Below are 24725 nucleotides of genomic sequence, written 5' to 3' on the forward strand. Positions count from 1 at the left end.
CGCCACTCGCTCGTCGGAATGCAGGTTGGCTGATTGGTGGGCGGTGGATAGGTAAAGCCCCCGGTGGCCGGTCTTCGGGATTCCGTGCGTGCGGACAGGAAATTCCCCGGCCGATGACCCGTGGTCTCTCTTGGTTTGTCTGGACTGTCTGGCACTCGCCGGATACGGGCAGCTGTTGGATGAGGTGTTGCCGCACGTAGCACGGGTGTTGGTGAAGCGGGTGCTTCTCCAGGGCGGGCGTCGTGCAACGCGGTCAGTGTCGGCGCTGATGCCGCGCCCGGACTGTGAGGATTGCTCGCCGTCTCGGTGCGTCGATACTGCCTTGCTGGTCCGATATTGAGCCGCCACGACTGTCCGTCGGGGATGACCAGATAGTGCGCTGGGGCGGCGGCAGATGACGTGCTGTGATGTGCCGCGCACGGAACGAACATGTCGCTCAAGCGTCAAGTAATGGAGGTCAGTTGATGAGGCGCAGGTTCACGGTCGCGGCGGTGGCAGCGGCCACGTTGATGGCAACAGGTGTGGCATCGGGCACCGCGCAGGCGGCACAGGGCAGTGAGCCGGAATCGTGGTGCGGTACAGGCTGGAGTATCGCGGCCCAGTGGGGAGCCTCGGCCGGCCAACCCTGCTGGAACCCCGCTCACGTCGGAGGCTGGGTCGACGACCGCAGGCAGGACGGAAGGTGCGTATTCATGCGCTTCGACTGGTACCGCAACGGCTACTTGGTCGACTCCAAAGACTCACCCCTCGTCTGTGACCATGACCAGCGCGAGGAGTTCGACCTCAGGTCCGCCGACCCCTATGCCACCTGGGTGAACTGGCGACTCCACTCCATCTGATCAGCCACTGCTGATCAGCGGGGGGCGCATGGAGTGGTTGTGAGTGGCTGTGACCACCCGCGCCCCCCGGCTTAGAGGGTGTCTCACGTGGCGAGTTTCGCAAGTCTCTTGTAGCAGGTCAGCGCGGCTGCGAGGCCGACGAAGGCGAGGAAGTGGCTGCCCTTTCGTTCGTACCGGACGGTGAGGCGGCGGTAGCCGAAGAGCCAGGAGATCGACCGCTCGATCTTCCAGCGGTGCCGGCCGAGCCGCTCGCCGGACTCGATACCGGGACGGGTAATCCGGGCGATGAGGTTGCGGCCGCGGAGCCAGCGGAGGTGCTCCGCGGAGTAGTACGCCTAATAGGCGCTGTGGGTTGGCCGTTGGGCCAGTCCTGGTAGGGGCTGGGTGTTCGCCGCACTCACCGCCTCACCCGGAGCCCATGCGCACTACACCCGCCGCCGCGACACCGGTGATCGCTACTACGCCGCCCTCCGTCATCTGTTCAACCGCATGCTCGGCCAGCTCCACCACTGCCTGGCAATGCGTCAGAGCTACGACGAAGCGACCGCCTTCACCTCACCGACACCGCCCGTGGTCGCCGCAGCTGCTTGACCCGATAGCTGCATGGGGTGTCTTGTCTGCGTAAGCCCTGAGGCCGGCCTCGCCGAGGGCGTCGATGATGCGTGCTGGCGGGCCGCCGTCAGGTCGTGTGTCGCGCCGGGCAGTGCGGGCGATGCCCATAGTTGCCGTCCGAACCGATCGGTCAGGACCTGGACGTTCATGCCATAGTGCCGGTTCTTGCCGGAGTAGTAGGGCCGGTCGGCGGCGATCCGGTCGATCGGCAGCACGGTCCCGTCCAGGACCACGTACGCCTTCGTACGAGCCGTCACCATCACCTCGTCGAGCGTCGGCGCGAGCACGGCCAGGACCTCGATCGCCTCGCGGACGTAGCGGTACACGGTGGAGATCCCGATGCGGAAACCGGCCGCGAGCTGCGCGTAGGTGTCGCCACACCGTAGAGGAGCCAGGGCGAGCAGGGCCTGGCGCCTGGGAGTCAGCCGTCGCCACCGGCTGCCGATCTCCCGGCGTCGTGCCGCCAACTCCCGGCTCAGGTGGCGCAGGTGCGCGGTGGACAGGTCAATGGCCGACGGGTAGACAAGCACACGAGGCTCCTGGCACGACGGTCGATCTTGATCGACACCCCGTCTGCCAGGAGCTTCGTCGTTCTGTAGATCCGTCCAACTCGCAGTCAATCTGGCCAGGTTGGAAGACCCTCGCTCTGGGGAGTAACAAAGGTCTGCCGCAACGCGTACGTCCCTGCTACGTCTCTTCTGTGCGTGTTTCCTGCCACTTCCGAACGCCAGTCGCCACATCGCTTCGGTCGACGGTCGAGTTGGAACTCGCGGGGTGCGGGCGTCGTGAGAGACGGGAGGATGGGCGGGTGCTGTCCCAGGTCCGGGGTCTGACTCATGAGTTGCCTGACCGAAGTGTCCCGCTGTCACAGTGTCGGCTGTGGGCCGGGGACGGTGCGTTGTCGGTGCCGGGCCGGCGGGGCGTGTCCCGATAGGGGCCTGCCGATCATTGTGGCGTCCTCACGTTTCTGACCGCCTGACGCAGCCCGGTACCGGCAACGCGACGCGCAGTCGGACCGGAAGGGGAACGGGCATTTCGGGATCGACCATGCGCACAAAGATCACGTCGAATACGCCGTCTGCTCCGTAGATGCGTCGTCGTCGCCCTGCGGGGGATGTGGTGCTGGGAGTGGGCCCGCACCAGGATGCCCATGGGGCTGCAGCGCTCTCCTTGACGGGGACAGTCCTCGCCGCCGGCGAGTTCCCGGCCACCGCGGCGGGCGACCGCGAGCTGCTGAAGTGGGCCAGGAATTGGGGAGCCCTGAGGCGGCCCGGAAGGTCTTCCACCTGGTCATACAGTTACAGCCAGGACCCCGGTAATAGGGGCTGCTGTGACAGGTGAGGCCCCTGCCGACCAAGTGCCGGTCACTACGAATGCGGCGTCTGTGAGCGTATCGAGTGCCCGCCGTGAGCGGTGCCGCTGCTCGGCTACCTGTTGCGAATCGATCGCGAACGATCGGCCGGTGTCAGTTCCAGGATGCCCCAAGAGCTCTGACCGGAGCGTCTGAATTACACAGTGTCGGCTGTTGGCTGGGGGCGGTGCGTTGTCGGTGCCGGGCTGGCGGGGTGTGTCCCGACAGGGGCCTGCTGACTGCTGTGGCGTCCTCACGTTTCTGACCGTCTGACGCGGCCCGGTTCCGGCAACGCGACGCAACACTTCGTCGGGCCGGAAGGAGGATTGGGCATGTCTACTTCAACCACCGACCCTGTGGCACACAGCATGACGGTCTCGTGGCAAACGACGGATAATCCTCGGGGCGTACCTGTCGCGGAGGAACGACCGATCCATTTCTCGGCTCTCCTCGACCTCTTTCCCGCGCCGGATCTGCCCCTGGCGGGCGACGAGCTGCCCTCCTCGTCGAGTGATGAGAGCTCGGCTGAATGATGAGCGCCTCCTTCATGGCCCTCCGGTCGGATGGCGCGGCGTCCGGTGCGGGACGGGTCAGTTCGGTGCGCGCGCGGTTCGACGACGGCCGGCAAGGGCGGTAGCCGGTGGGGTGGAGACGAGCACGCCGGGTCCGAGCTCGGCGAGGGGCCGCGAGGCCAGGTCTGTATGGCGTTGGCCGGATTCTCCGGTTGCTCGACAAGCCACAGTCCCTCGACGATCCGGGCGGTACTGCACCTGGTGAGCAACTCCCTGGCGAGCAGGACCACGACACCGTTGACAGGAGAGTCAGCTCGATGGTCATTCGTGCGGGTCAGCGAAGACGCAAAGTGGTTGACCGGCCCGCGTCCGCCTTGTGCGGGCGCGGGCCTGCCCGGTGGAATCCCTGTGCCCTTGGGCCGGTCTCAGCCGACGTGGACGCGGGGGCGGCGGGAGCGGTCCGGTTCCGCCTCCCGCAGCACTTCGCGGGTGACTGGGGCGACTTCGCCCTGGCCGAGGAGGAAGAAGCGGAGGAAGTTGGCCAAGGGGTTGCCCTCGGTCCACTCGAAGTACATGTGGGGGCGGGTGCCGGTGGTGTCGCGGGCGTGGAGGAGCAGGGCGGCCAGCGCGTTGGGGACGGAGGAGGATTCGACGGTGAGGACGCGGTAGCGGTCGTGGAGGACCTCGCCGCGGACGGTCAGGCCGGCCTCGAACTCGGAGGGGTCGGTGACGGTGACCTCGACGAAGACGAAGTCCTCGGAGGTGGGGAGGTCGTTGTCGGCGCGGATCTGCTCGATCTTGTCGCGATACTCGGCGACGTCACGGTTGTCGGGTTCGTTGGCGATGAACCGGGCCGTGCGGTGCGAGATGTCGCGGATGAAGCGCTCGGCCATGTCGTCGAGTTCGATGTGCGTGACGCGCAGTTCGAAGGCGCGGCCGAGGCGGGAGAGGAGGGAGATGAGGATGATGCCGGCGATGAAGCAGGCGCCGATCTTCACGCCGTCGGGGCGTTCGATGACGTTGACGACGGTGGTGTAGAGGAAGACGACCGAGATGACGGCGAAGGCGATGGTCCAGCCGCGCTGCTCCGCCTTGCGGGCGGCGATGGTCACCGCGATGGCGGCGGAGCAGATGAGGACGAGGACACCGGTCGCGTACGCGCCGCCCTGGGCATCGACGTCGGCGTTGAAGATCCACGTGACCAGGAACCCGACGAGAGTGAAGACGATGACCATGGGCCGCACGGCGCGCGCCCAGTGCGGGGCCATTCCGTACTTGGGCAGGTAGCGGGGCATGAGGTTGAGCAGGCCCGCCATGGCGGAGGCGCCGGCGAACCACAGGATGGCGATGGTGGAGACGTCGTAGATCGTGCCGAAGGTGTTGCCGAGGTATTCGTGTGCGAGGTAGGCGAGGGCGCGGCCGTTGGCGTCACCGCCGGACTCGAACTCCTCATGTGGGATGAGGACGGTGGTGATGAAGCTGGTGGTGATGAGGAAGACGCTCATGATGAGCGCGGCCGTGGTCAGGAGCTTCTTCGTGCCCCGGATGCGTCCGGTGGGCTTCTCCTCGGTGTCGTCCGCGTCGCCTTCGACGTGTGGCATGACCGCCACGCCGGTCTCGAAGCCGGAGAGGCCCAGGGCGAGCTTGGGGAAGACGATTAGCGCCACGCCGATCATGGCGAAGACGTTGCCGTGTTCCGCTGTGAGGGCGGCGGTCCAGTCGGTGACGACGTGGCCTTCGGTGGCCACGTGCCACAGGCCGGTGATCACGACGACCACGTTGAGTGCCAGATAGAGGCCGACGAGGGCGACGGCGACGCCGATCGCCTCGAGGAAGCCCTTGAGGAAGACCGCGCCGAGCAGCGCGATGAGGACCATGGTGATCAGGACCTGTTTGTCGTGCAGGGCGTCGGCGAGGTGCGGGTTCTCCACCAGGTGGGTGGAGGCGTCGGCGGCCGAGAGCGTGATGGTGATCAGGAAGTCGGTGGCCGCGAAGCCGAGGAGGGTGAGGACGAACAGTTTGCCCTTCCAGAAGGACAGCAGCCGCGACAGCATCGCGATCGAGCCCTCGCCGTGCGGGCTCTCCTCGGCGACGCGGCGGTAGACGGGGAGCGCGCCGGCCAGGGTGACGATCACCAGAACGATGGTGGCGACGGGAGACAGCAGTCCGGCCGCAAGCGCGGCGATGCCGGGCTGGTAGCCGAGGGTGGAGAAGTAGTCGACACCCGTCAGGCACATCACCCGCCACCAGCGCTGCCCCTGGTGCGCAGCCTCCGGGGCCGACTCCACGGGCCGGGAGGGCTTGCCCTTCCCCATGTCGGAGAGGCCCTCCAACATCCACGCGCGCAATCGTCCGGTGCGCGTGTCGTTCGTGGTGGCCATGGGGGTACTCCTGGGCTGCTGTTGGATGGGGGGATTCCGGCCACTGCACGGACGGCCGGGTCAGCGTAGGCACGCCTCGAGACGCGCGCCGCGTCAGGAGCGTCAGGAAAGCGTCAAGATCCCTCGGCTGGGCGTCGGATGCCTCACAATCACCCGCTGCCCTTCGGCCGCGTCCCGTGGATGGGTCGGCCGCGTCGCGGATCTGACGCCGTCAGTGCTGCTGCTCGGCTCCGCTTCCGCTGCCGACCCATCAGGGATCCGTCAAAGACACCTCCGTCCGGTGCCACCCGTGCCGCGCCGGGCGGAGCCTGGACTCACAAGAGGCGTTCCGGGGGGGGGGGGCTGGATCCTGCGAGGTGGATCATGAGGTTTCCGCTTCGAGACACGGTCGCCGTCGCCGCCGGGGCCCTGGCACCGTTTGCCGCGGCTCTCGTGCTGATGCCGTTCCGGACGTCCGTCACGCACACCAATCTCGCGCTGCTGCTCGTGGTCGTCGTCGTGGCCGTCTCGGCCCTGGGGAACCGCTGGGCGGGGGCGCTCGCCGCACTGTCGGCCGTCGCGTGGTTCGACTTCTTCCACACCGAGCCGTATCAGAGCTTCCACATTCAGGACCGGGCCGACGTCGAGACCGCCGTCCTGCTCCTGGTCGTCGGCGTGATCGTGTCCCAGCTGGCCGCGCGCGGCCGGACACTGGAACGCGTCGCGGTCACGGATGCCTCCTACCTGGAGCGGCTGCACGGCACGACGCGCCTGGTCCGATTCAGTACGTCCTCCGACGACATCGTCCGGCGTGTCCGGCAGGAGCTGACCGAGGTTCTGGAGCTGCGGGCGTGTCGCTTCGAGGGCGGCCAACTCACCGGACGTCCGCCGCGGCTGGAGCCGGACGGGAGCGTGAAGGTGGCCGGCTGGATCTGGGACCTGGAGTGGCAGGGCTGGCCGGACGGCGAGATCGAACTGCGTGCCATTGCGTACGGGCGGTATCAGGGCCGCTTCATGATGACGCCCGCACCCGGCTCCGTGCCGCCGCCGCTGGAGGCCCGGCTCGTCGCCGTCGACCTGGCGTCGCAGGCCGCTGCCGCGCTGGACGACGACGGTGTCATGGCAGGCTCGAGACCCTGAACGCCGAGTAGGCCGTGTCCGACTCGACTGGACGCGCCGGGCGAGCCGGTCGAGGTCGTCGGCTCCGCTCAGCAGGGTTCCGCTGCCGACGGAGAAGCGGGCGTCGGCTTCCAGGAGCAGCGGGAGAGGTGGGTTGGTGAGGAGGACCCGCAGCTCGATGTGGACCCGGCCGCCGTCCGTGTCGCTCAGGCCGTGGACGGTTACCCGGCGGCGTCCACGGCCAGCGGCAGGGCGAGCAACAGCCCGGCCCAGCCGTGCGGTCAGCCGATACCGGTCCGCCTTGACGAGGTACCTCTGCGGCCTCGGCCAACTTTGAGGCGTGGTCGACGGATCCGGCGATGTGGTGGACGTATTCGTGCCTCGGCAGCGACGCTCGCGGGGCGCGGGGCGAGGGCACGGCAGCCGGATGGGGCGGCGGCCGTGCCCCCGCAGCCCGGGGACGGTCAGGCCACTGACGTCCACGGTCTGGTGAGCGACCGAGGAGAAAACTTAGACGCTCACGGAGGTCTCGGAAGCACCTGAACGCCCGAATTGACGGCCCTCTGACAGCCGTTGGGCAGCGCCTGTCAAGGCCCCGTCAAAGGGGGCGCCATCGGCATCAGGGGTGCGTCAAGGGGGACTGATCATGGCCGAAACGGGCCGCAGACTCGTCGCCACGGGGGATCGGACGGCTGTCCGAACGTGTGAGGTGGGAGGGTCGCGTGGCTGCCACTACTGGTATCGCGCAAGGTCCGGACTCGACGGCCCGGACCGTCACCACACCGACAGGGGCAGCCGAACGACCGGCGGGCCGTTCCGGTCCGCGGCCACGAGGGGGCCGCGGACCGGACGGCCCCTCCGGCAGCCCGGCGGACCGCGTCCTTGAGAGCACCAGGAACCGCCTGCGCTTCCTGCGCCGCCGCTTCTGGGACACCCTGCCCGCCCGCCTGCGCCTGCTCCGTACCGCGATCCTGTTGCTCACGGCCGCCTGCGCCGGCCTGCTCGTCATATCCGGACTCGCCGCCTCAGGTACCTGGGACGCCATATCCGGCCGCCACGCTCCCCGCACGGTGAGCGCCGCCGGCCTCAACCTCGCCCTCAACGACATGGACGCCCAGGCCGTCAACTCCCTGCTGGCGAACGGCAACGCGGGCAAGGGCCGGATGGCCGTCCCGTACGACAAGGCCATTCAGCTGTACGACGAGGCACGCCGGAGCGTCAGCCGCGAACTGCGCACCCTCGCTGTGGCGGCGGAGGACGACGCCCAGGCCCAGCGAACCGTCGAGCTCCTCACCGATGACTTCGCCCGTTACCAGGAGTTCATCGGACGCGCCCTGGAGAACGACACCCGATCCGGCGGCAAGGCGGCCGCCGTCGACGACTACCGCAACGCCAACGACCTGCTCAGCCGGCGGCTCCTGCCCGAGGCCCGCAGCCTCGTCGAAGCCAACGACGGGCAGTTCGAGGCCGCCTACGCCGCCGAACGCGCCGACCTCGGCGCACAGTCGGCACTGCTTCTGGCCCTCGGCGCCGCACTCCTTGCCGCACTCGTGCTGCTCCAGTGGTACCTCGCCCGCCGTTTCCACCGCGTGCTCAACCCCGGCCTAATCGCCGCCACCGTCTGCGCCCTCACCGCTGTCGTCCTCGGAACCCAGGCCCTCACCGCCACCTCCGAGCAGCTCCGTCTCGCCCGCCGCGACGCCTTCGACTCCGTCGTCGCCCTCTCCCGAGCCCGCGCGATCGCCTACGACGCCAATGCCGAAGAAAGTCGCTACCTCCTCGACAGGGACCACCGCAGCGCACACGAGGCGGCGTTCCTGGCCAAGTCGCAGAGCCTGTACGGGATGGAGGGCGCCGGCCTCGCGTCGTACGAGCCGCAGCTCGCCGCGACGTGGCAGGCATACCGTCGCGATCACCACGACAAGCGGTTCACCGGAGAGTTCCGGCGGGAGCTGGACAACATTACCTTCGCCGGGGAGCGAGCCGCCGCCGAACGGACTGTCGAGGCGTACGCCGTGTACCAGCGGGACGACCGCACCATCCGGTCGCTGGTAGCAGCCGGCAAGGAACAGGAAGCCGTCGCCTTCTGCATCAGCTGGGAGCCGGGGAAGTCCAACGCCCACTTCGGCGCGTGGATGACCGCCCTCGACGAGGTCACCGGCATCAACCGCGGCGCCTTCGACACGGCCGCCGACGACGGCAGGGATGCGGTCACCGGGCTCCTGCCCTGGGCAGTCGCCGCCCTCCTCGCCGCCGTCGTGCTCGCCACCCTGGGCCTGCGCCCCCGACTCGCCGAATTCCGCTGAACGGACGGCCGTCCGTAAGAGACCTGCCAAGACGCCGTCAGCATCCCCCGGCATGCCGCCAGAGACCCGTCAAGGTGCTCGTGCACGTGGCGCGCCCCGAGTTTCCTCGGGGCAGGACATCCGCGAGGAATGGACGAGGAAGAGAAAGCGAGTGGGTCGCTCATGAGTATGTTCTGAGCCTTACCGCGCCGCGGGAGTCCGCTGCCTCGCAGATCCGTCCGGGGAGGCTCAAGGTCTTCGTCGGCGCCGCGACCGGTGTCGGCAAGACGTACCGGATGCTGGACGAGGGCCTGCGCAGGGCCGCCCGCCCGCACACCGAGGCGTTGCTCGGACGCCTGGAGAGCCTGGAGCCGGTACGAGTCGGTCACCACGGACGCATACGCCGGGAACTCGACCTCGACGGCGCGCTGCACCGCAGACCCGGGCTGCTCCTCGTCGACGACCTCGCGCACACCAACGCGCCGGGTCACCGCAACGCCCGGCGCCGGCAGGACATCGTGGAACTGCTCGCGGCGGGCATCGACGTCGTCACCACGGTGAACGTCCAGTCCTTGGAATCGCTCAGCGACGTCGTCGAGAAGATCACCGGTGTGCCCCGGGGCGAGACCGTCCCCGACGCCGTCACCGCGCTGCGCGAACTCGCCCTGCTCTGGGTCCGCGCCGACAGGGCGGCTTCCACGCGCTCGTCCAACTCGTCCGGGACGGCGTCCCGGTGTGACGGGGAGGATTCAGGCGTTGCCGGTACCGGTGGGCAGGATGATGTCGTACGGGAACTCTCGCTGCCGGCGCAGGAAAGTGAGCCGTATCCGAACCTCTCCGGCGCCGTCCGCCAGGGCGGGCTGTCCGGTGATGCTGCCGTCCGTGTACGTACGGTCGGGCGCTGTGCCGTAGGCGCCGCCCCAGTCGAGGTACTCGTTGCCGAGGTCGTCCGTCGCTTCAAGACCGGGGAACACAGGGACGTCGTCGTCCCCGTCCGGTAGGGGCGGAACGATCGAGTAGTGCACGGTGAAGGAGTCCGCGCGTCGCTTCAGGCGGCGTATCCGGAGCTCGTGCGTGCCGTCGAGGATCTGGACGGTGGCGAGCGGGGCGCGGTTCTTCATGGGGCTCTCCTCGGCTCCTTCGGTTGCGCGGAGTTTCCGCACCGGGACCGGTTCAGGCCGGGATGCGAGTGGTGCGGTGGGCCGGCTGACCGGTGAGGTAGTGAACGTACTCGCGTTCCAGCCGGAAGCCCGATGTCCAGGCGAGCAGTCGGCTGGCGCGGTTCTCGCGGGAGCAGGACCAACTCGGCGTACGCCCACGGGTGGTGATGTCGATACAGAGCGCAGCCACGCAGGCGCGGGCGAGGCCCCGGCGACGGTGTTCGGGGGTGGTGAAGATGGCGATGTCCTCGTAGCGGTCGCCACGGAGGTAGGTGCAGGCCACGGCGAGCAGGTGGCCCTTGTGGAATGCGCCGCGGGCCTGCCCGGAGGCAGCCAGGCCCGCCGGGCCGCCCCAAGTGGCGTGCAGCCAGCCGGCGTCCGGGCTCAAGGCGTGTATCTGCGTCACATCGTCGGGCAGGAGGCGGCGCACGGTCACCCCGCGGGGCAATCGGGGCGCCGTGCCCGGGTAGCGGTGGACGTAGACCATCCGCTCCCGCGGCACCACCTGGTCGAAGGCGTGCCCCAGCATGGGCAGGAATCGACGCGTTGCCTGGGCGTGATGCGAGGCGAAGCCGGCCAGGTCCCCGGGGGCCAGTGCTCTGGGGTCGCCTGCGAGCAGAACCTGGTCCGCGCAGCTCACCGCCACGACGCGGGGCCGGGTGGCGCGGTCCGCCCACCACCGGCCGTTTCCGGTGGCGGAGGCATGCTCGGCGAGGGTGGTGGCCCCGGGGATGCCCGGGGGGAACCAGTCTGAGAGGGAAGGAAGTTGGGCGGGCGATATTTCGATCATGCGTTCCCCTGGAGCTGAGGCGCGGGGCGGCCGCAGTGCGGTCCGCCCCGCGGGGTGGTGGTCAGTGCGGGTTCAGCTCTGGCCGGCCTTGCTGCCGTGGTTGGCGGCCTTCTTGCGACGGGCCTTCTTCTTGCGGGCGCGCTTGGACATCTGTGGTGGGGATCCCTTCAAGAACCGTGACCGACGAGCAGGTTGGCGAGCTTGTTGAGGCGCTTGACCGTGCGGTCCTCGGTGGCGGCGGGAGCCGGGTCGACGCGCTCGTCGCGGTCGTAGTAGGCGCCGTTGACGATCTCCACCGCCGGGTCGCAGAGCCGTACGACATGGGCCGCGCCTTCGGCGGCCGACGCCCCGCGCTGGGCGTACAGGGACATCAGGTCCGTCTCGCAGATCCCCGGGTGCAGGGAGACCGCGGTGACCCGCGGGTCGGCGGCGAAGACGGTCAGGGCGAGCTGTGACTGGGCGTATGCCGCGAGCCGGGAGTAGCGGCGGGCGCGGTTGGGGTCGCTCCACTGGATGGCGGCGGTGCGGTGCAGGGAGGAGGAGACGTTGACGACGCGGCCGCCGGGCTCGGAGGTCAGGGCCTCCTCGAGCAGGTGTGTGAGGAGGTAGTGGGCCAGGAAGTTGACCTGGAAGGCGATCTCGTTGCCGTCCGGGGTGATGGTGTGCCGCTCGGGGGCGGCGATGGCGGCGTTGTTCACCAGGGCGTCCAGGTGCGGGTGTTCGGCGACCACGCGCCGTGCCATGGCCTCGACCTCTTCGAAGCGGGTGAAGTCCGCGGCGAAGGTGCACAGGCGGGCCGCGTCGATGCCGGCGGTGGCGATGAGCCGGTCCGTGGCGGCCTGGGCTTCTTCTACGGTACGTCCGTGAAGGAGGACGGTGGCGCCGCGCTCGGCGAGCTGCCGGGCCGTCTCGTAGCCGATGCCTGAAGTGGCGCCGGTGATCAGGACGGTGCGGTTGGTGAGGGTGGGGTCTGACATGGTCCATTCCAGGGGTGACGGCACGACGAGCAGCCCCGCTCAGGGGGCTGCTCGTCGTGCGAAGGCAGAGAGGGAGAGTGGGCCGCCGGATCAGCTCACGGCGGCGCGGCAGCGCGGCGCACGACACGGCGACGCCCGCTGTGACATTGCGCGGCTCCGCCACGACGGCGGACGGTCGAGAAGGAGCCAGGCGCTGTTCACGTCATCCATGTAACTGGCCCCGGGGGCCCGGCTCAAGAGCCGTCGGGCCGAATTGACGACCCACTGATGCGGCCCTGTCGGTACGCCGTACACCTCACTCGAAGCACCCCGCACGAAGCACCCCCCCCACGAAGCACCTCGTACGAATCCTCCGAGCGCCTCCCGTGGCCGTCGCGTCACGCGCCCAGTCGCGCGCGAATGAGTCCGTCGAGCCGCTGCCATGCGGGGGACGAGGCGTTGACCGTGCCCTGGACGAGGGCGGGGATGTCGGAGGCGGCGTCCAGCTCGGGCGGTGCGTGGGATCCGTAGCGCTCCCGGGTCGCCTCGGCGATGCGGCGGGCAAGGTCGTCCAAGCGGGGGTCGTTGGCGTCGAGGTCGTGGGCCTGGTCGTATGCGAGGAAGAGCCGGCGCAGCTTCGGGTCGGCCAGGGACTCGGCCTGGTCGTGGAAGAGCGCGATCGCGTGGTCCGGGTGGGTGGCGAACACGAGGATCCACAGGTCGCGTTGCAGATCCACCCAGCGGGCCGTGAACCCCCAGTGGGCCAGGTGCTCCAGATGAGCCCGGACCTCGGTGGGCAGCGGCGCGAGCTGCCCGGCGGCAAGTCGACGCAGCCGCCCCTGTGTCGTGCGCAGGCCATCGATGCGCGCGGTCAGCTGGTCGTCGATCTCGCGCAGGGCCAGCTGGAGCTCTTCGTCGGTCGCCGATCGCAGCTCCCGGATACGGGCCAGCGGGACCCCTGCTTCGGCGAGCGTCCGGATCTTGATCAGGTCGATGGCGTCCCGGGCTTCATACCGACGGTAGCCGGACGCGTCGCGGTCCGGCTCGGGGAGCAGCCCCTTGTCGTGATAGACGCGGATGGTCTTGACCGACACTCCGACGTACCCGGCCAGCTGCCCGATGGTGATCACCAGGCCATCTTCGCTCTTGACCCCGCCCTTGGGGCAGGGTTGCAGCATGGTGTCATGACGAACGAGGACATCAACCAGGCAGCCCAGGCAGCCCAGGCAGCCCAGGACGGCCGGATTGACCGCCAGACCCTGCGCGACCTGGCTGACGAGGGCAATGAGACCGCGCTGGACCGACTGGCCGACTTCGCGGACGAGGCCGGTGATGTGGGGGAGCTGAGCGAACTCCTTGACGAGGGATCCCAGCGCGCCGGGTACCTGCTCACCCGGCGCGCGACGACGGCCGGCGATCTGCGCGAGCTGCAGCGGATCTGCGACGCGGGGTACGACGAGGCGGGCGACGAGCTGAACCGGCTGCTGGAGTCACCGGCTGCCGGCTCCCGGGACTGAGTACGTCGAGTGCGGCGCGTACGTCAGCCGATCCCTGGCACCGACGACACCACCAGGTCGATCAGCTTGATACCGACGAACGGCAGGACGAGTCCGCCGAGCCCGTACACCAGCAGGTTCCGCTTCAGCAGGTCGTGCGCGGAGGACGGGGTGTAGCGCACGCCGCGCAGTGCGAGGGGGATCAGGGCCACGATGATCAGGGCGTTGAAGATGATCGCGGAGGTGATCGCCGAGGTGGGGCTGTGCAGGCCCATGATGTTGAGGGCGGACAGTTGGGGATAGGCGCCGGTGAACATCGCCGGGATGATCGCGAAGTACTTCGCCACGTCGTTCGTGATCGAGAAGGTCGTCAACGCTCCCCGGGTGATGAGAAGTTGCTTGCCGATCTCGACGATCTCGATGAGCTTGGTCGGGTTGGAGTCCAGGTCCACCATGTTCCCGGCCTCCTTGGCGGCCGAGGTACCGGTGTTCATAGCCACACCCACGTCCGCCTGGGCGAGAGCCGGGGCGTCGTTGGTGCCGTCGCCGGTCATCGCCACCAGCTTGCCGCCCTCCTGCTCCTCCTTGATGAGGGCGAGCTTGTCCTCGGGGGTGGCCTCCGCGAGGTAGTCGTCGACGCCCGCCTCTTGGGCGATGGCGCGGGCGGTCAGCGGGTTGTCGCCGGTGATCATGACGGTGCGGATGCCCATGCGGCGCAGCTCGGCGAAGCGCTCGCGGATGCCGTCCTTGACGACGTCCTTGAGCTGGATCAGCCCTAGGACGCGTGGCCCGTCCCAGTCGTGCACCGCCACCAGCAGGGGCGTACCGCCCGCCGCGGACACGGCGTCGGAGTACGTGCGCGCCTCGGCCGGTACCTGGCCCCCGTACATCGCGACCCAGTCGATGACCTGCTGCGCCGCGCCCTTGCGGATGTGACACGCGGCGCCGTTGTCCCAGCGCAGGTCGACGCCGCTCATCCGGGTCTGCGCGCTGAATTCGACGTAGCGGGCGTTCGCGAGCTCTCCGTCGGCGGGCTCGCGCAGCCCGTACTTCTCCTTGGCGAGTACGACGACGGAGCGGCCCTCGGGTGTCTCGTCGGCCAGCGACGACAGCTGGGCCGCGTCCGCGAGCTGCAGTTCGTCGATGCCCGGCATGGGGAGGAAGGCGGCGGCCTCGCGGTTGCCGAGGGTGATGGTGCCCGTCTTGTCGAGGAGCAGGGTGTTCACATCACCGGCGGCTTCAACTGCCCGTCCGGACATGGCGAGTACGTTCCGCTGCACCAGGCGGTCCATGCCGGCGATGCCGATCGCGGAGAGCAGGGCGCCGATCGTGGTGGGGATCAGGGTGACCAGGAGGGCGACGAGGACGGTCGTGGTCTGGCCGGCGCCGGCGAAGGACGCCATGGGCTGCAGGGCGACGGTCACCAGAATGAAGACGATGGTGAGGGCGGCAAGGAGGATGTTGAGGGCTATCTCGTTCGGGGTCTTCTGCCGGTTGGCGCCCTCGACCAGGGCGATCATCCGGTCCAGGAAGCTGTTCCCCGGCCGAGACGTGACCCGGATGACGATCCGGTCGGAGAGCACCGTCGTACCGCCCGTGACGCCGGAGCGGTCGCCGCCCGACTCCCGGATGACGGGCGCGGATTCGCCGGTGACGGCGGACTCGTCGACGGCCGCGATGCCGTCCACGACGTCACCGTCGGCGGGGATCAGCTCACCCGCCTCGACCAGGACGAAGTCGAACGGCTGAAGGTCCGTGGCCGCGACGGCTTCGGTCTCGGCGCGCTGAAGATCCGTTCCCACCCGCCAGTTGTTGCGCAGCCGCAGGGCGACGGTGTCGGTGCGGGCCTTGCGCAGCGACTCGGCCTGGGCCCGGCCGCGGCCCTCGGCGACGGCCTCCGCGAGGTTGGCGAAGATCACCGTGAGCCAGAGCCAGGCGCTGATCACCCAGGTGAAGACGGCCGGGTGGAGCACCGCGGACAGCGTGGTCAGGACCGCCCCGACCGCGACGACGAAGAGTACCGGGGTGCGGACCAGGGCCCTGGGATGGACCTTACGCAGTGCTTCGGGAAACGCCGCCAGGAGCTGCTTGGGCTCGAAGAGTCCGCTGGGGGTACGTCGCCGGGATCCTGAACCGGGGCTGCTGCTCGGCCGGATGCGCGGATTGCGTGGTGGCGCGGGCTGCGGCGGCGGGGCGGTGGGCGGGGTCGGGGCGTGCTGGGGCGGGGCGGGATGCATGGGGGGTGGGGAACCTTCTGGGATCGGCCGCCCGCGCGTACGCGGTGGGCCGGAGCGGTCCGGGGTCGGGGGGTGCCGACCGCCGGGGGGCCGGCGGGCCGTGCCGTCGCCGGGGCCCCGGCGACGGCACGCCTGCGCACGGACGCGGTGCTGTACGACCAAGGAGGCACCACCGCGTGCGGCGACCGATCGAAGCGGAAGCCCGCTTCGTCGGCCGAAGAGGAATCTAAGGCTCGGCGCCCCGCCAAATGCCGCTCGCTGAAAGGTCTTTGCGACTCCCTGACGGCCTGGTCAGCGCCACCGTCAAGCCGCCGTCAAGGGAATCCGAAAATCCATCAGGGCGGCATCAAGGGATGCCACAAGTGTCCGAAACGCATCGCAGAATCGAGGCCACGGGGGACGGGCGACCGTCCGTGAACGTGGACGTTGGAGGGCGAGTGACATTCACCGCCGGCACGACGCGCAGTCCTGTGGCGGGGGTACCGGACAGGCGCACAGTCGCCAGAGCAGACGGTCGCCCCACCTCCCCCGATGCCACCCGGTCCGCCGCCACGAGGGGGGCGGCGGCCGGGTGGACAGCGTGCACGGCTCGTCCTGTACGCGACTCTGCGGCGGTGCTGGGCGACGACCCGCCCGGCTGCGACTCGCACGCGCGACCATTCTGCTGCCCTGCACCGCGCTTGCCGCGTCACTGATCGATGCGGGGATCGCCGCGAGCGCCACCTGGGACGACATCGCCGACCGTGAGGCATCCGAGGAGTTGCGAGTCGCCCGCCGCGACGCCTTCGACTCGGTGGTCGCCCCTGCCCCGGGCACGGGCCATCGCCTACGACGTCAACGCCGACGAGAGTCTGCATCTGCTCGACCCGGACCGCCGCGGCCAGAACGCCCGGTCCCGACAGCATCACCTTTGCCGGGCCTCGTCGAATTCTCGTACGGAAAACGGAGTTCGCTGTCTGGGCAGATCTGGCAGTTGGTGGTCGGCCAGCACGAGTCGCTGCTCGGCAAGGCGACCGCGGCCCTCCAGAGCGATCCTGGCCACGGACCGCGACGACGCGGCTGACCTCCGCGGCCGATCGCTGCGCACGGGGGCCGGTGCGGTACCGATGTCGGGCCGGGCTCGCTTCTGCTGACGGCGACGGTGACGGGACCGGCTCCGGGCGCCCTGCGGCTCGGCTCCCCGAGGGCGAGGTCGAGGTAGGGCACGGCAGTCCGGCCCCCGGCCAAGGTCTCGGCGAAAGTAGTTGGCGCCACTATGGTGCCACAGTGCCTGACCTGTGAATTCATGAGGTCGCAGCCGGATCGCGACGCCCGAACTGGCGCTCGTGGTGCCAATAATGCTCGCCATGGCGCCATGAGTGTGCCATGATGATGCCACGCCGAAGGGGCGGTGCCAGATACGGCGTATGTCCCCAGGCCGCGTTCACCATCCGTCCGTTCAGTTGAAGGAGCTCACAGCCATGTCTCTCACCTTTACCGACCAGGACAAGAACACCCTGCGGACCGCCGCGTACGGCGCTGTGACGCTGGTGGCCTGGGCCGCTGGTGCCGGCTCGCCCCACAAGGTCGCGACCGCAGGATCCGTCGCCCTGTACTCCGCGACCGGCCCGGTCGGGCACGTGCTCGCCGAGAAGTCGAAGGACGTCGTGGGCCTGGACGGCAAGTCCGCGGCCGCTGTTGCCGACCACGTGCTGCCGGCCCTGACGGCAGCCATGCGCCTGCTCAAGAAGCAGGACCCGGCAGAGGCCGACAACTTCCGCAGCACCGTCACCGTCGCCGTCGAAGCGGCCACCCAGGCCCAGAAGGGCGCGCCCAGCCCCGCGGTGGTCGACATGACCCGCAAGATCGCTGAGGCACTCGACTCCGTCTGATGGGAGGGGCGGGCGGGCCGGGACCATCCGGCCCACGCCCCTCCAACGGCCGGGATCCTTGAAGCAATCCCGTGAGCGCGACCTGGTCTCTTGATGCCTGATCGCCGAGTTGAACGTTCAGCCCTGCAGCACACGAAATGGGGGGGCACTATGTCCGAAGCCGCCAATGAGCCAGTGGAATTGACGCACGCTCAGATAGACGACACCTCGCACGGCTACGCACCGCTGATACGTGCGACGTTGCCGCAGACCCAGTCCCCGGTGTGGCTGGCCACCCGGTACGACGTGGTCAAGGCCGCCCTCGGCGACAGCCGGTTCGTCCGCGACCTCGCCAGGGTTCCGGGGGCGGAGGGCGGCGGTGTCGCCGCGGAGCTGCTCGACGAGGCCGGGCTGCCGGCGGAGTACCGGCAGTACCTGGAGATTCTGGTCCTGGTCGACGGGCCCGAGCACACCCGGTTGCGCACCCATGTCATGCGCGCGTTCGCGCCGCGCCGGATCGCGGCACTACGGCCGCGCATCGAGCGCATCGTCCAGGACGTGGCCGATGAAATCGTCGCCAAGGGAGGGGAGTTCGACGTCCTGCGCGGCTTCGCCTACCCCGTCATGACGAGTGTCATCTGCGACATCATCGGGGTCGAGGGAGCAGACCGTGACCAGGTGAGCGGCTGGATCCGCGACTACGAATCCGGCGAGCCGGACCGTTTCCTGCCCGGCATCGACCACCTCGCCGCGTACATCGACGGCCTTCTCGACCGCCGTGCCGCGGCACCTGCCGAGGACCTGGCCTCCGACCTCCTGCGCTCCAGCGCGGAAGCGGGCCCTGACCAGCAGCTGACCCGGCAGGAGATGATTGCTCTGGTCTTCCTGCTGATCAACACCGGTATAGCGCCGCCGGCCTTCTTCCTCACCGACGCCGTCCTCACGCTGCTCGACCACCCCGAGGAGGTGGCCAAACTGCGCGCCGAGCCCGCGCTACTGCCGCGCGCCGTGCAGGAGTTGCTGCGCCACGTCTCCGCGGTCCGCGTCGGGGCCACGCTGTACGCCACCGAGGACGTGGAGCTCGGCGGGGTCCTGGTCCGCCGTGGCGAGGGAGTCACCAGCGGACTGCTCGCCGCCAACCGCGACCCGGGCACCTTCGCCGAACCCGCCCGGCTCGACCTCTCCCGGGAGGCGGCACGCGGCGCCGGACACATCGCCTACGGTCACGGCGCCCACCGCTGCATCGGTGCCGCCCTCGCCAACCTGCAGACCGAGGTCATCCTCGACCAACTGTTCCTCAAGCGGGACAGCTTGACCCTCGCCGTCGAACGCGACGCCCTGGAACGCATCGGCTTCGCCGGCGACGGAACGTACCCGATGGCGCTGCCCGTACGGATCTGAGGCGCGGCGGATCCGGTTCGCCCTGACGGGGGCCGTTCGTACGGTTCCTGTCGGCGGCGCACCCGTGACAGGCCGGGCTCAGGCGTCCGCGAGCCTGGCCTCTTCCAGGTCCAGGGAGCGCTGCAGCCGACGCCGCGTTGTGTCGCTGATGCGGTGGTCGTCGTACAGGCGCTGCAGCTCCCCGGCCTCCACTTCGATCAGGTCGCGCCGAAGCTGGCGGTAGATGTGGTCGGCGGATTCCTCCGGGTCGGCATGGCCCGGGCCGAGCCGGTCCCGGGCGTGGTCGAGGCGGGCCTTCAGACTGCGGCGCAGCCGGTCGAGGACGACGTCGGGTACGGCTTCGAGTTCGGACATCTCGTCCACCCGGCGGATGCTCGCGGTGGTGAGGCTGCACCGCGCCGCGGCCTCTTCCCGCTCGGTATGGGCCGGTTCGAGGGCGAGGCCGGAGCGGCGTACGACCGGAGCCAGCGTGAATCCCTGCACGACCAAGGTGACCACCACGACCGAGGTGGTGAGGACGAGGACCAGGGGGCGCTGGGCCAGAATCGAACCGTCGTCCGCTGCCACCGGGATGGACAGCGCGGCTGCCAGCGGTACGACGCCTCGGGTGCCCGCCCACGTCAGCACCACGGGGACTCTCCAGGAGACCTGTTCGACGCCGCCCTTGCGCTGGACGAGCGCCGACAGCGGAGCGAGCCACAGCATCCGTACGGCGACGAGCGTGGCCGCGACGGCCAGCGCGTAGAGCGGCCACAGCCGGTCGCCGTCGGAGAGCGCCCGTACCTGCGCGGGCAAGGTCAGGCCGATGAGGCTGAACACGACCGACTCGAGCAGAAACACCACCGTGCCGTAGACGGCGTGCAGTTGGAGCCTTATACGGGCGTTGGTGAGACGGTCACCGCGGCCGCCGAGCACGACCCCGGCCACCACGACGGAGGTGACGCCCGAGGTGTGGGCGGCCTCGGCGAGGACGTAGGCGGCGTACGGCGTGATCAGCGCGATCACCGTCTCCAGGACCGGGTCCTCGGTACGCCGCCGGATCAGCGCCACGATTCCCGCGACCGCCGCGCCGATCAGCGTGCCGCCACCCGCGAGAAGCGCGAACTCGCCGCCCGCCGCTTCCCAGGACACGGCGGAGGAGGCCACGGCCACGGTCACCGCGACCCGGAAGAGCACCAGGGAGGTCGCGTCGTTGAAGAGACTCTCCGCCTGCACGAGCATCTGCACCTTGGGCGGCAGAGCCAGGCGCCGGCCGAGAGCCGTGACCGCCACCGGGTCGGTCGAGGCGAGGACGGCCCCGAGCACGAGGGCCATCTCCCAGGAGAGCGGCGTCAGCACGGACGCCACCACGCCGACCGCTGCCGCCGAGGCGAGCACGAGCCCCACGGCGAGTACGCCGACCGGCTTCCACACCGCGCGCAGTTCGCGCCACGAGAGTTCCTCGGCACTGGCGTACAGCAGCGGCGGCAGCACCACCAGGCCGATGACCTCGGGGGTCACCTGAATGTCCGGGGTGCCGGGGATCAGCGCCACGGCGAGGCCGGCGACGACCAGGAGGGAGGGGGCGGGGATGCGCCGGCGACGCGCGAAGGTCGCCACCATGGTGGCGAGCACGACAAGGGCCAGAACCGTACCTACGCTGCGCATGCCGCCCCCGATCGACTGCGGGCACCCCTTCGATACAGGGCCCCGTCACGCCGACCAGACTTCCCGGCACACCGCTTTCACCCTATCGGCAGTACGCCCGTCAGGGCACCGTCAACGCCTGGGCAGCAGCCGCCAGAGATCCGTCAAGGGTTGTGCTGCGGCTCTCCCCGGCGGGGGACCAGTGGGCGAACCTCCACACAGGAAACCTCCATGAAGGCAGAGGAGTTGAGTGCGGTGACTGCCGAGAACGTCGTAGGGATGATCGTGGCCGTCAGTCTGGTCGGGTACCTGGTCCTGGCCAGGCTCTTCCCGGAGAGGTTCTGACCCCCGAGAACATGAGTGCCGCACAGCCCATGAATGACGCACGGCCCGAGCCGGGAGTACGCCGCGGCAGGCTCAAGGTCTACCTCGGCGCCGCGCCCGGCGTCGGCAAGACCTACCGCATGCTCGACGAGGCCCGCCGCAGGGCCGAGCGCGGCACGGACGTGGTGGTCGGCTTCGCCGAATGCCACAAGCGGCCGCACACCGAGGCGATGGTGGACGGCCTGGAAGTGATGGAGCGAGCTCAATGCGCCTACCGCGGCGCCGAGTTCCCCGAGCTGGACCTGGATGCCGTACTCGCCAGGCGCCCACAGGTCGCTGTCGTCGACGAGCTCGCGCACAGCAACGTTCCGGGCGGCGGTCGCAACGCCAAGCGCTGGCAGGACGTCGAGGCGCTCCTGGACGCCGGGATCGACGTCGTCACCGCCCTGAACATCCAGCATCTGGAATCGCTCAACGACGTCGTCGAGAAGATCACCAGGGTTCCGCAACGTGAGTCCGTGCCCGATGCGGTCGTCCGCCGTGCCGACCAGATCGAGCTCGTGGACATGCCCCCCGAGGGGCTGCGGCGGCGGATGGCGCACGGCAACATCTACGCGCCGGAGAAGGTCGATGCCGCGCTCGCCAACTACTTCCGGCCGGGAAACCTCACCGCGCTGCGGGAGTTGGCGCTGCTGTGGCTGGCCGACCGGGTCGACGAGGCGCTGCAGTACTACCGGGCCGAACACAACATAGGCGGTGTGTGGGAGACCCGGGAGCGGGTCGTGGTCGCCCTGACCGGCGGGCCCGAGGGCGAGACCCTGATCCGGCGGGCCGCCCGCATCGCGGCCAGATCGGCGGGCGGAGAAGTCCTCGCCGTGCACGTCGCCCGCAGTGACGGTCTGGCCGCCGGCACCTCGCACGCCGCTCTGGTGCGCCAGCGCCGCCTCGTCGAATCCATCGGCGGCAGCTACCACTCCGTCGTCGGCGACCATGTGCCCACCGCTCTGGTCGAGTTCGCGCGCGCGGAGAACGCCACTCAGCTGGTGCTCGGCACCAGCCGCCGTGGCCGCCTGGAACGGTTCCTCACGGGCAGCGGCATCGGCGACACGACCGTCGCTCTCTCCGATGACATCGACGTCCACATGGTCACGCACGAGCGGGCCGGGGGCGGCCGGCTGCTGCCCTCGCGACGTCGTACGCTCCCGGCCTCCCGCCTGATCGCGGGACCCGTGGCCGGACTGCTTCTGCCGGTCCTGCTCACCTTCGCCCTGGACAGGATGCGGGGGACGCTGAACCTCACCAGCGAGGCCCTGCTCTTCCTGCTCGCCGTGGTGGGCGTGGCCTGCATAGGCGGCGTGACCTCCGCGCTGATCGCCTCGGTGACCGCGTCGCTGCTGCTCAACTACTGGTTCATTCCGCCCACCGGCCACTTCACCATGGCCGACCCGGACGCCGTCGTGGCCATCGCCGTCTTCGCCGTCGTGGCAGCGACCGTGGCGGGCGTGGTGGACCGGTCCCTGCGCTTGTCGCGGCGCTCCGCGCGGGCGACAGCAGAGGCCGAGACCATGTCCTCGCTGGCGGGCAGCATCGTCCGTGGCGACCGGGCGATCCCGGCCCTCCTCGAACACACCCGGGAGACCTTCGGAATGGAGTCGGCCGAGCTGGTCGAGGAACCGCCGGATGCCACCGACACCGACTCGGCCACGGTCACCGTTCCTGTCGGCACCGGTTCCCTTCTTGTCCTGCGCGGGCGCACCCTGGCCTCCTCGGAGCGCCGCGTGCTGTCTGCCTTCGCCGCGCATGTGGGCGCCGCCGTCGAGCGGGCCCGGCTCGCCGAGGCCGCCGCCGAGGTCGAGCCGGTCAAGGCCGCCGACCGCATGCGTACGGCCCTGCTGCGGGCCGTCGGACACGACCTGCGCACCCCGCTCGCCACCGCTCTCGCCACCGTCGGCTCCCTGCGCAGCCGGGACGTCTCCTTCTCCGCCGAGGATCGCGAAGAGCTCCTGGCCTCCGCCGAGGACTCGCTGACCAAGCTCAGCAGACTCGTCGAGAACCTCCTGGACATGAGCCGACTGCAGGCCGGCGCCCTGAAACTGAGGCTGCGGGCCACCGCCCTGGAGGAAGTGCTGCCACCCGCCCTCGACTCGCTGCCGGCCGACGCGCCCCTTATCGAGATACAGAGCCTGGAGGAGATCCCGGCGGTCCTCGCCGACCCCCCGCTCCTGGAACGCGTGATCGCCAACCTCGTCGGAAACGCGACGCGCCACTCGCCGCCCGAGGAGTCGGTCCTTGTCGCCGCGAGTGCCCTCGCGGGCCGCGTCGAACTGCGGGTCGTCGACCGCGGTCCAGGGCTGCCACCCCACCATCGCGATCAGGTCTTTGCACCATTCCAGCGCCTCGGTGACACCGACAACACCACGGGTCTCGGTCTGGGTCTCGCGCTCGCCCGCGGGCTGACCGAGGCGATGGACGGCACCCTGACCCCGGAGGACACCCCGGGCGGCGGCCTGACCATGGTCGTGTCCCTGCCCTTCGCGGATCAGGTGCCGCGGTCTCGTGATGCCGAGCGGGTGAGCGGTGGAGTATGACGCCCCCGGCCGCCGTCCCGTGCCGATCAGTCCCACATCGGGGGTACGGATCGGCAGTACGGGCAAGTGCCCATACGCAACCCTGATGCCCAACTCGCGCAGAACGCGGAACCAGCCCCCACTCGCACGGCAGTCTTCTTCCGCGTGACCTCAACTCTCCATCTGCATCTGCCGGTTGGGCAACGCTCCCAGCAGATGTGATCTGCGGCGACGGGGGCCTCGCACGCCGACGAACACGGCTCGCTGATCGCCGAGTTGCACCGTGACCCGCACTCACCCATCGAGCTGCTGGTACCCACCCGGCCCGACGAGCAGACCCTGTGCGCCGCCGGCGTCGAGCGGGCCGCCGCCCTCGCCCTCACCCATGGCGACGACCAGGTGAACATGACCGCGGCGCTGCTCGCCCGCAGCCTCAACCCGGCCATACGCCTGGTCGTCCGCATGTACCACCGGGACCGTGGCCGTCATCTGGAGCGGCTCCTGGATCGCGCCGCCGCAGCCGTGGAAGGTCTTCCTGTCTCGCGAGGTCACGGCGGTCTTCGGGGCCCTGGCCGCCATCGTGGTGGTCCTTGCGCTGGCCACCTTCCTGGTCGAGCGCGGCCCGCTGTGGCGGTCCGTCTACCTTCCCCTGCTCGACATCTTCACCATGGGTGACCCGGCCACCGATGGATCACCCGGCCGCCGAATTCTTCAACTCGTCGCAGGATTCGTGGGGTTGGCGGTCCTGCCGCTCGTGGTGGCCGCCGCGATGAACGCCACTGATGCCTTCCGTGCCGCGTCCGCGAGCTGGGGCTTGCTCTGGCCCGGGGTCTCACCGAGGCCATGTCCGGCACTCTGACCCCCGAGGACACACCGGGCGGCGGCCTGACCATGGTCGTCTCCCTGCCCTGCGCGGTCTGACAAGGCGGCGGAACCGGAGATCCGTAGGGGATGCGTCAAGACGGCGCTGCGGGGCGTAAGGAGGGCGTTAATGAGAGCCATGTGGTGGCTGAAAAGCGGTTTCCTCGTCTGGTCCGAGAATCCGTTCTTCACTCAGGAGCTCACGATGGCCGACGTGGCCTTCGTCGTCACCACGATCGCGGTCTTCGCGCTGGTGGCTTTCATCGCCAAGGGGGTGGCCAAGCTGTGACTGCCGAAAACATCGTCGGCCTGATCGTGGCCGTCGCCCTGCTGGGCTATCTCGTCCTCGCCCTCGTCAAGCCGGAGAGGTTCTGAGTAC

At 69.6% G+C, this 24725-nt stretch carries 19 protein-coding genes and 4 pseudogenes; 15 read left to right on the forward strand and 8 right to left on the reverse strand.

Going from position 1 to position 24725, the window contains the following annotated elements:
• Nucleotides 1–692: 692 nt before the first annotated feature.
• Entirely contained in the window at nucleotides 693–839 is a 147-nt protein-coding gene (locus OG453_RS31560; RefSeq protein WP_266871964.1) for a hypothetical protein, read from the forward strand.
• 83 nt (nucleotides 840–922) lie between these two features.
• Here OG453_RS31560 and OG453_RS31565 read toward each other — a convergent pair.
• A pseudogene (locus OG453_RS31565) lies at nucleotides 923–1159 on the reverse strand (transposase); the annotation flags it as partial.
• Between the two features lie 61 nt (nucleotides 1160–1220).
• On the opposite strand from OG453_RS31565, the pseudogene OG453_RS31570 reads away from it, so the two are divergent.
• Nucleotides 1221–1430: pseudogene (locus OG453_RS31570) on the forward strand (IS110 family transposase); the annotation flags it as partial.
• 21 nt (nucleotides 1431–1451) lie between these two features.
• On the opposite strand, the pseudogene OG453_RS31575 reads toward OG453_RS31570, so the two are convergent.
• Nucleotides 1452–1981 (reverse strand): annotated as a pseudogene (locus OG453_RS31575) (transposase family protein); the annotation flags it as partial.
• Nucleotides 1982–3134: 1153 nt separating this feature from the next.
• Here OG453_RS31575 and OG453_RS31580 point away from each other — a divergent pair.
• Nucleotides 3135–3335 (forward strand): hypothetical protein, encoded by a 201-nt coding sequence (locus OG453_RS31580; RefSeq protein ID WP_266871965.1) that lies wholly within the window; start codon nucleotides 3135–3137, stop codon nucleotides 3333–3335.
• A 404-nt stretch (nucleotides 3336–3739) separates the two neighbouring features.
• On the opposite strand, the gene OG453_RS31585 is transcribed toward OG453_RS31580, so the two are convergent.
• The gene (locus OG453_RS31585; protein ID WP_266871966.1) at nucleotides 3740–5695 is read right to left on the reverse strand and encodes an amino acid transporter; all 1956 of its coding nucleotides are present in this window, start codon (nucleotides 5693–5695) and stop codon (nucleotides 3740–3742) included.
• Between the two features lie 363 nt (nucleotides 5696–6058).
• On the opposite strand from OG453_RS31585, the gene OG453_RS31590 reads away from it, so the two are divergent.
• The 3 genes from OG453_RS31590 to OG453_RS45195 all read left to right on the forward strand — a co-directional run bounded on the left by OG453_RS31590 (nucleotide 6059) and on the right by OG453_RS45195 (nucleotide 10079).
• The gene (locus tag OG453_RS31590) at nucleotides 6059–6814 is read left to right on the forward strand and encodes a DUF4118 domain-containing protein (RefSeq protein ID WP_266871967.1); all 756 of its coding nucleotides are present in this window, start codon (nucleotides 6059–6061) and stop codon (nucleotides 6812–6814) included.
• Between the two features lie 701 nt (nucleotides 6815–7515).
• Complete coding sequence (locus OG453_RS31595; protein WP_266871968.1) at nucleotides 7516–9099, forward strand: hypothetical protein; 1584 nt, start codon at nucleotides 7516–7518, stop codon at nucleotides 9097–9099.
• Between the two features lie 86 nt (nucleotides 9100–9185).
• Nucleotides 9186–10079: a hypothetical protein gene (locus tag OG453_RS45195; RefSeq protein WP_323178687.1), complete on the forward strand. Its 894-nt coding sequence runs from the start codon at nucleotides 9186–9188 to the stop codon at nucleotides 10077–10079.
• Between the two features lie 172 nt (nucleotides 10080–10251).
• Here the strand turns inward: OG453_RS45195 and OG453_RS31605 are convergent, their stop codons facing one another.
• From OG453_RS31605 to OG453_RS31615, 3 genes are all read right to left on the reverse strand, one after another.
• The gene (locus OG453_RS31605; protein ID WP_266871969.1) at nucleotides 10252–11028 is read right to left on the reverse strand and encodes a GNAT family N-acetyltransferase; all 777 of its coding nucleotides are present in this window, start codon (nucleotides 11026–11028) and stop codon (nucleotides 10252–10254) included.
• 167 nt (nucleotides 11029–11195) lie between these two features.
• Complete coding sequence (locus tag OG453_RS31610) at nucleotides 11196–12005, reverse strand: SDR family NAD(P)-dependent oxidoreductase (protein ID WP_266871970.1); 810 nt, start codon at nucleotides 12003–12005, stop codon at nucleotides 11196–11198.
• A gap of 377 nt (nucleotides 12006–12382) precedes the next feature.
• Nucleotides 12383–13162 (reverse strand): MerR family transcriptional regulator, encoded by a 780-nt coding sequence (locus OG453_RS31615; RefSeq protein WP_266871971.1) that lies wholly within the window; start codon nucleotides 13160–13162, stop codon nucleotides 12383–12385.
• A gap of 6 nt (nucleotides 13163–13168) precedes the next feature.
• On the opposite strand from OG453_RS31615, the gene OG453_RS31620 reads away from it, so the two are divergent.
• Complete coding sequence (locus OG453_RS31620) at nucleotides 13169–13501, forward strand: hypothetical protein (RefSeq protein ID WP_266871972.1); 333 nt, start codon at nucleotides 13169–13171, stop codon at nucleotides 13499–13501.
• 23 nt (nucleotides 13502–13524) lie between these two features.
• On the opposite strand, the gene kdpB is transcribed toward OG453_RS31620, so the two are convergent.
• Nucleotides 13525–15717, reverse strand: a complete 2193-nt coding sequence (gene kdpB / locus OG453_RS31625; protein WP_266871973.1) for a potassium-transporting ATPase subunit KdpB — start codon at nucleotides 15715–15717, stop codon at nucleotides 13525–13527.
• A gap of 1460 nt (nucleotides 15718–17177) precedes the next feature.
• Between kdpB and OG453_RS31630 the strand changes: the two genes are divergently transcribed.
• Both OG453_RS31630 and OG453_RS31635 read left to right on the forward strand, forming a co-directional pair.
• Entirely contained in the window at nucleotides 17178–17588 is a 411-nt protein-coding gene (locus OG453_RS31630; protein WP_266871974.1) for a hypothetical protein, read from the forward strand.
• Nucleotides 17589–17762: 174 nt separating this feature from the next.
• Nucleotides 17763–18968 carry a cytochrome P450 gene (locus OG453_RS31635; RefSeq protein ID WP_266871975.1) on the forward strand — a complete coding sequence of 402 codons (1206 nt, stop codon included), beginning with the start codon at nucleotides 17763–17765 and terminating at the stop codon, nucleotides 18966–18968.
• A gap of 78 nt (nucleotides 18969–19046) precedes the next feature.
• Here OG453_RS31635 and OG453_RS31640 read toward each other — a convergent pair whose 3' ends face one another.
• Nucleotides 19047–20615, reverse strand: a complete 1569-nt coding sequence (locus tag OG453_RS31640; protein ID WP_266871976.1) for a Na+/H+ antiporter — start codon at nucleotides 20613–20615, stop codon at nucleotides 19047–19049.
• Nucleotides 20616–20849: 234 nt separating this feature from the next.
• Between OG453_RS31640 and kdpF (OG453_RS31645) the strand changes: the two genes are divergently transcribed.
• The 6 genes and pseudogenes from kdpF (OG453_RS31645) to kdpF (OG453_RS31670) all read left to right on the forward strand — a co-directional run bounded on the left by kdpF (OG453_RS31645) (nucleotide 20850) and on the right by kdpF (OG453_RS31670) (nucleotide 24721).
• A complete protein-coding gene (gene kdpF / locus OG453_RS31645) occupies nucleotides 20850–20939 on the forward strand; it encodes a K(+)-transporting ATPase subunit F (protein WP_266871977.1) in 90 nt (29 codons plus the stop codon).
• A gap of 29 nt (nucleotides 20940–20968) precedes the next feature.
• Nucleotides 20969–23506 carry an ATP-binding protein gene (locus OG453_RS31650; protein WP_266873193.1) on the forward strand — a complete coding sequence of 846 codons (2538 nt, stop codon included), beginning with the start codon at nucleotides 20969–20971 and terminating at the stop codon, nucleotides 23504–23506.
• A gap of 255 nt (nucleotides 23507–23761) precedes the next feature.
• Nucleotides 23762–23926: pseudogene (locus OG453_RS31655) on the forward strand (NAD-binding protein); the annotation flags it as partial.
• Nucleotides 23927–23963: 37 nt separating this feature from the next.
• Complete coding sequence (locus tag OG453_RS31660) at nucleotides 23964–24344, forward strand: hypothetical protein (RefSeq protein WP_266873282.1); 381 nt, start codon at nucleotides 23964–23966, stop codon at nucleotides 24342–24344.
• 132 nt (nucleotides 24345–24476) lie between these two features.
• Entirely contained in the window at nucleotides 24477–24635 is a 159-nt protein-coding gene (locus tag OG453_RS31665) for a hypothetical protein (protein WP_266871978.1), read from the forward strand.
• Nucleotides 24632–24721 carry a K(+)-transporting ATPase subunit F gene (gene kdpF, locus OG453_RS31670; RefSeq protein WP_242330691.1) on the forward strand — a complete coding sequence of 30 codons (90 nt, stop codon included), beginning with the start codon at nucleotides 24632–24634 and terminating at the stop codon, nucleotides 24719–24721. Before OG453_RS31665 ends, kdpF (OG453_RS31670) begins: the two co-directional genes overlap by 4 nt.
• Nucleotides 24722–24725 lie beyond the last annotated feature (4 nt).

This window comes from Streptomyces sp. NBC_01381 (genome assembly GCF_026340305.1).
Taxonomy (GTDB): Bacteria; Actinomycetota; Actinomycetes; order Streptomycetales; family Streptomycetaceae; genus Streptomyces.

What these genes read in the sequence shown, in the direction of transcription:
- OG453_RS31560 (WP_266871964.1), top strand. Translation starts at nt 693, where the DNA reads ATGCGCTTCGACTGGTACCGCAACGGCTACTTGGTCGACTCCAAAGAC.
- OG453_RS31580 (WP_266871965.1), top strand. Translation starts at nt 3,135, where the DNA reads ATGTCTACTTCAACCACCGACCCTGTGGCACACAGCATGACGGTCTCG.
- OG453_RS31585 (WP_266871966.1), bottom strand. Translation starts at nt 5,695, where the DNA reads ATGGCCACCACGAACGACACGCGCACCGGACGATTGCGCGCGTGGATG.
- OG453_RS31590 (WP_266871967.1), top strand. Translation starts at nt 6,059, where the DNA reads ATGAGGTTTCCGCTTCGAGACACGGTCGCCGTCGCCGCCGGGGCCCTG.
- OG453_RS31605 (WP_266871969.1), bottom strand. Translation starts at nt 11,028, where the DNA reads ATGATCGAAATATCGCCCGCCCAACTTCCTTCCCTCTCAGACTGGTTC.
- OG453_RS31610 (WP_266871970.1), bottom strand. Translation starts at nt 12,005, where the DNA reads ATGTCAGACCCCACCCTCACCAACCGCACCGTCCTGATCACCGGCGCC.
- OG453_RS31615 (WP_266871971.1), bottom strand. Translation starts at nt 13,162, where the DNA reads ATGCTGCAACCCTGCCCCAAGGGCGGGGTCAAGAGCGAAGATGGCCTG.
- OG453_RS31620 (WP_266871972.1), top strand. Translation starts at nt 13,169, where the DNA reads ATGACGAACGAGGACATCAACCAGGCAGCCCAGGCAGCCCAGGCAGCC.
- kdpB (WP_266871973.1), bottom strand. Translation starts at nt 15,717, where the DNA reads ATGCATCCCGCCCCGCCCCAGCACGCCCCGACCCCGCCCACCGCCCCG.
- OG453_RS31630 (WP_266871974.1), top strand. Translation starts at nt 17,178, where the DNA reads ATGTCTCTCACCTTTACCGACCAGGACAAGAACACCCTGCGGACCGCC.
- OG453_RS31640 (WP_266871976.1), bottom strand. Translation starts at nt 20,615, where the DNA reads ATGCGCAGCGTAGGTACGGTTCTGGCCCTTGTCGTGCTCGCCACCATG.
- OG453_RS31650 (WP_266873193.1), top strand. Translation starts at nt 20,969, where the DNA reads ATGAATGACGCACGGCCCGAGCCGGGAGTACGCCGCGGCAGGCTCAAG.
- OG453_RS31665 (WP_266871978.1), top strand. Translation starts at nt 24,477, where the DNA reads ATGAGAGCCATGTGGTGGCTGAAAAGCGGTTTCCTCGTCTGGTCCGAG.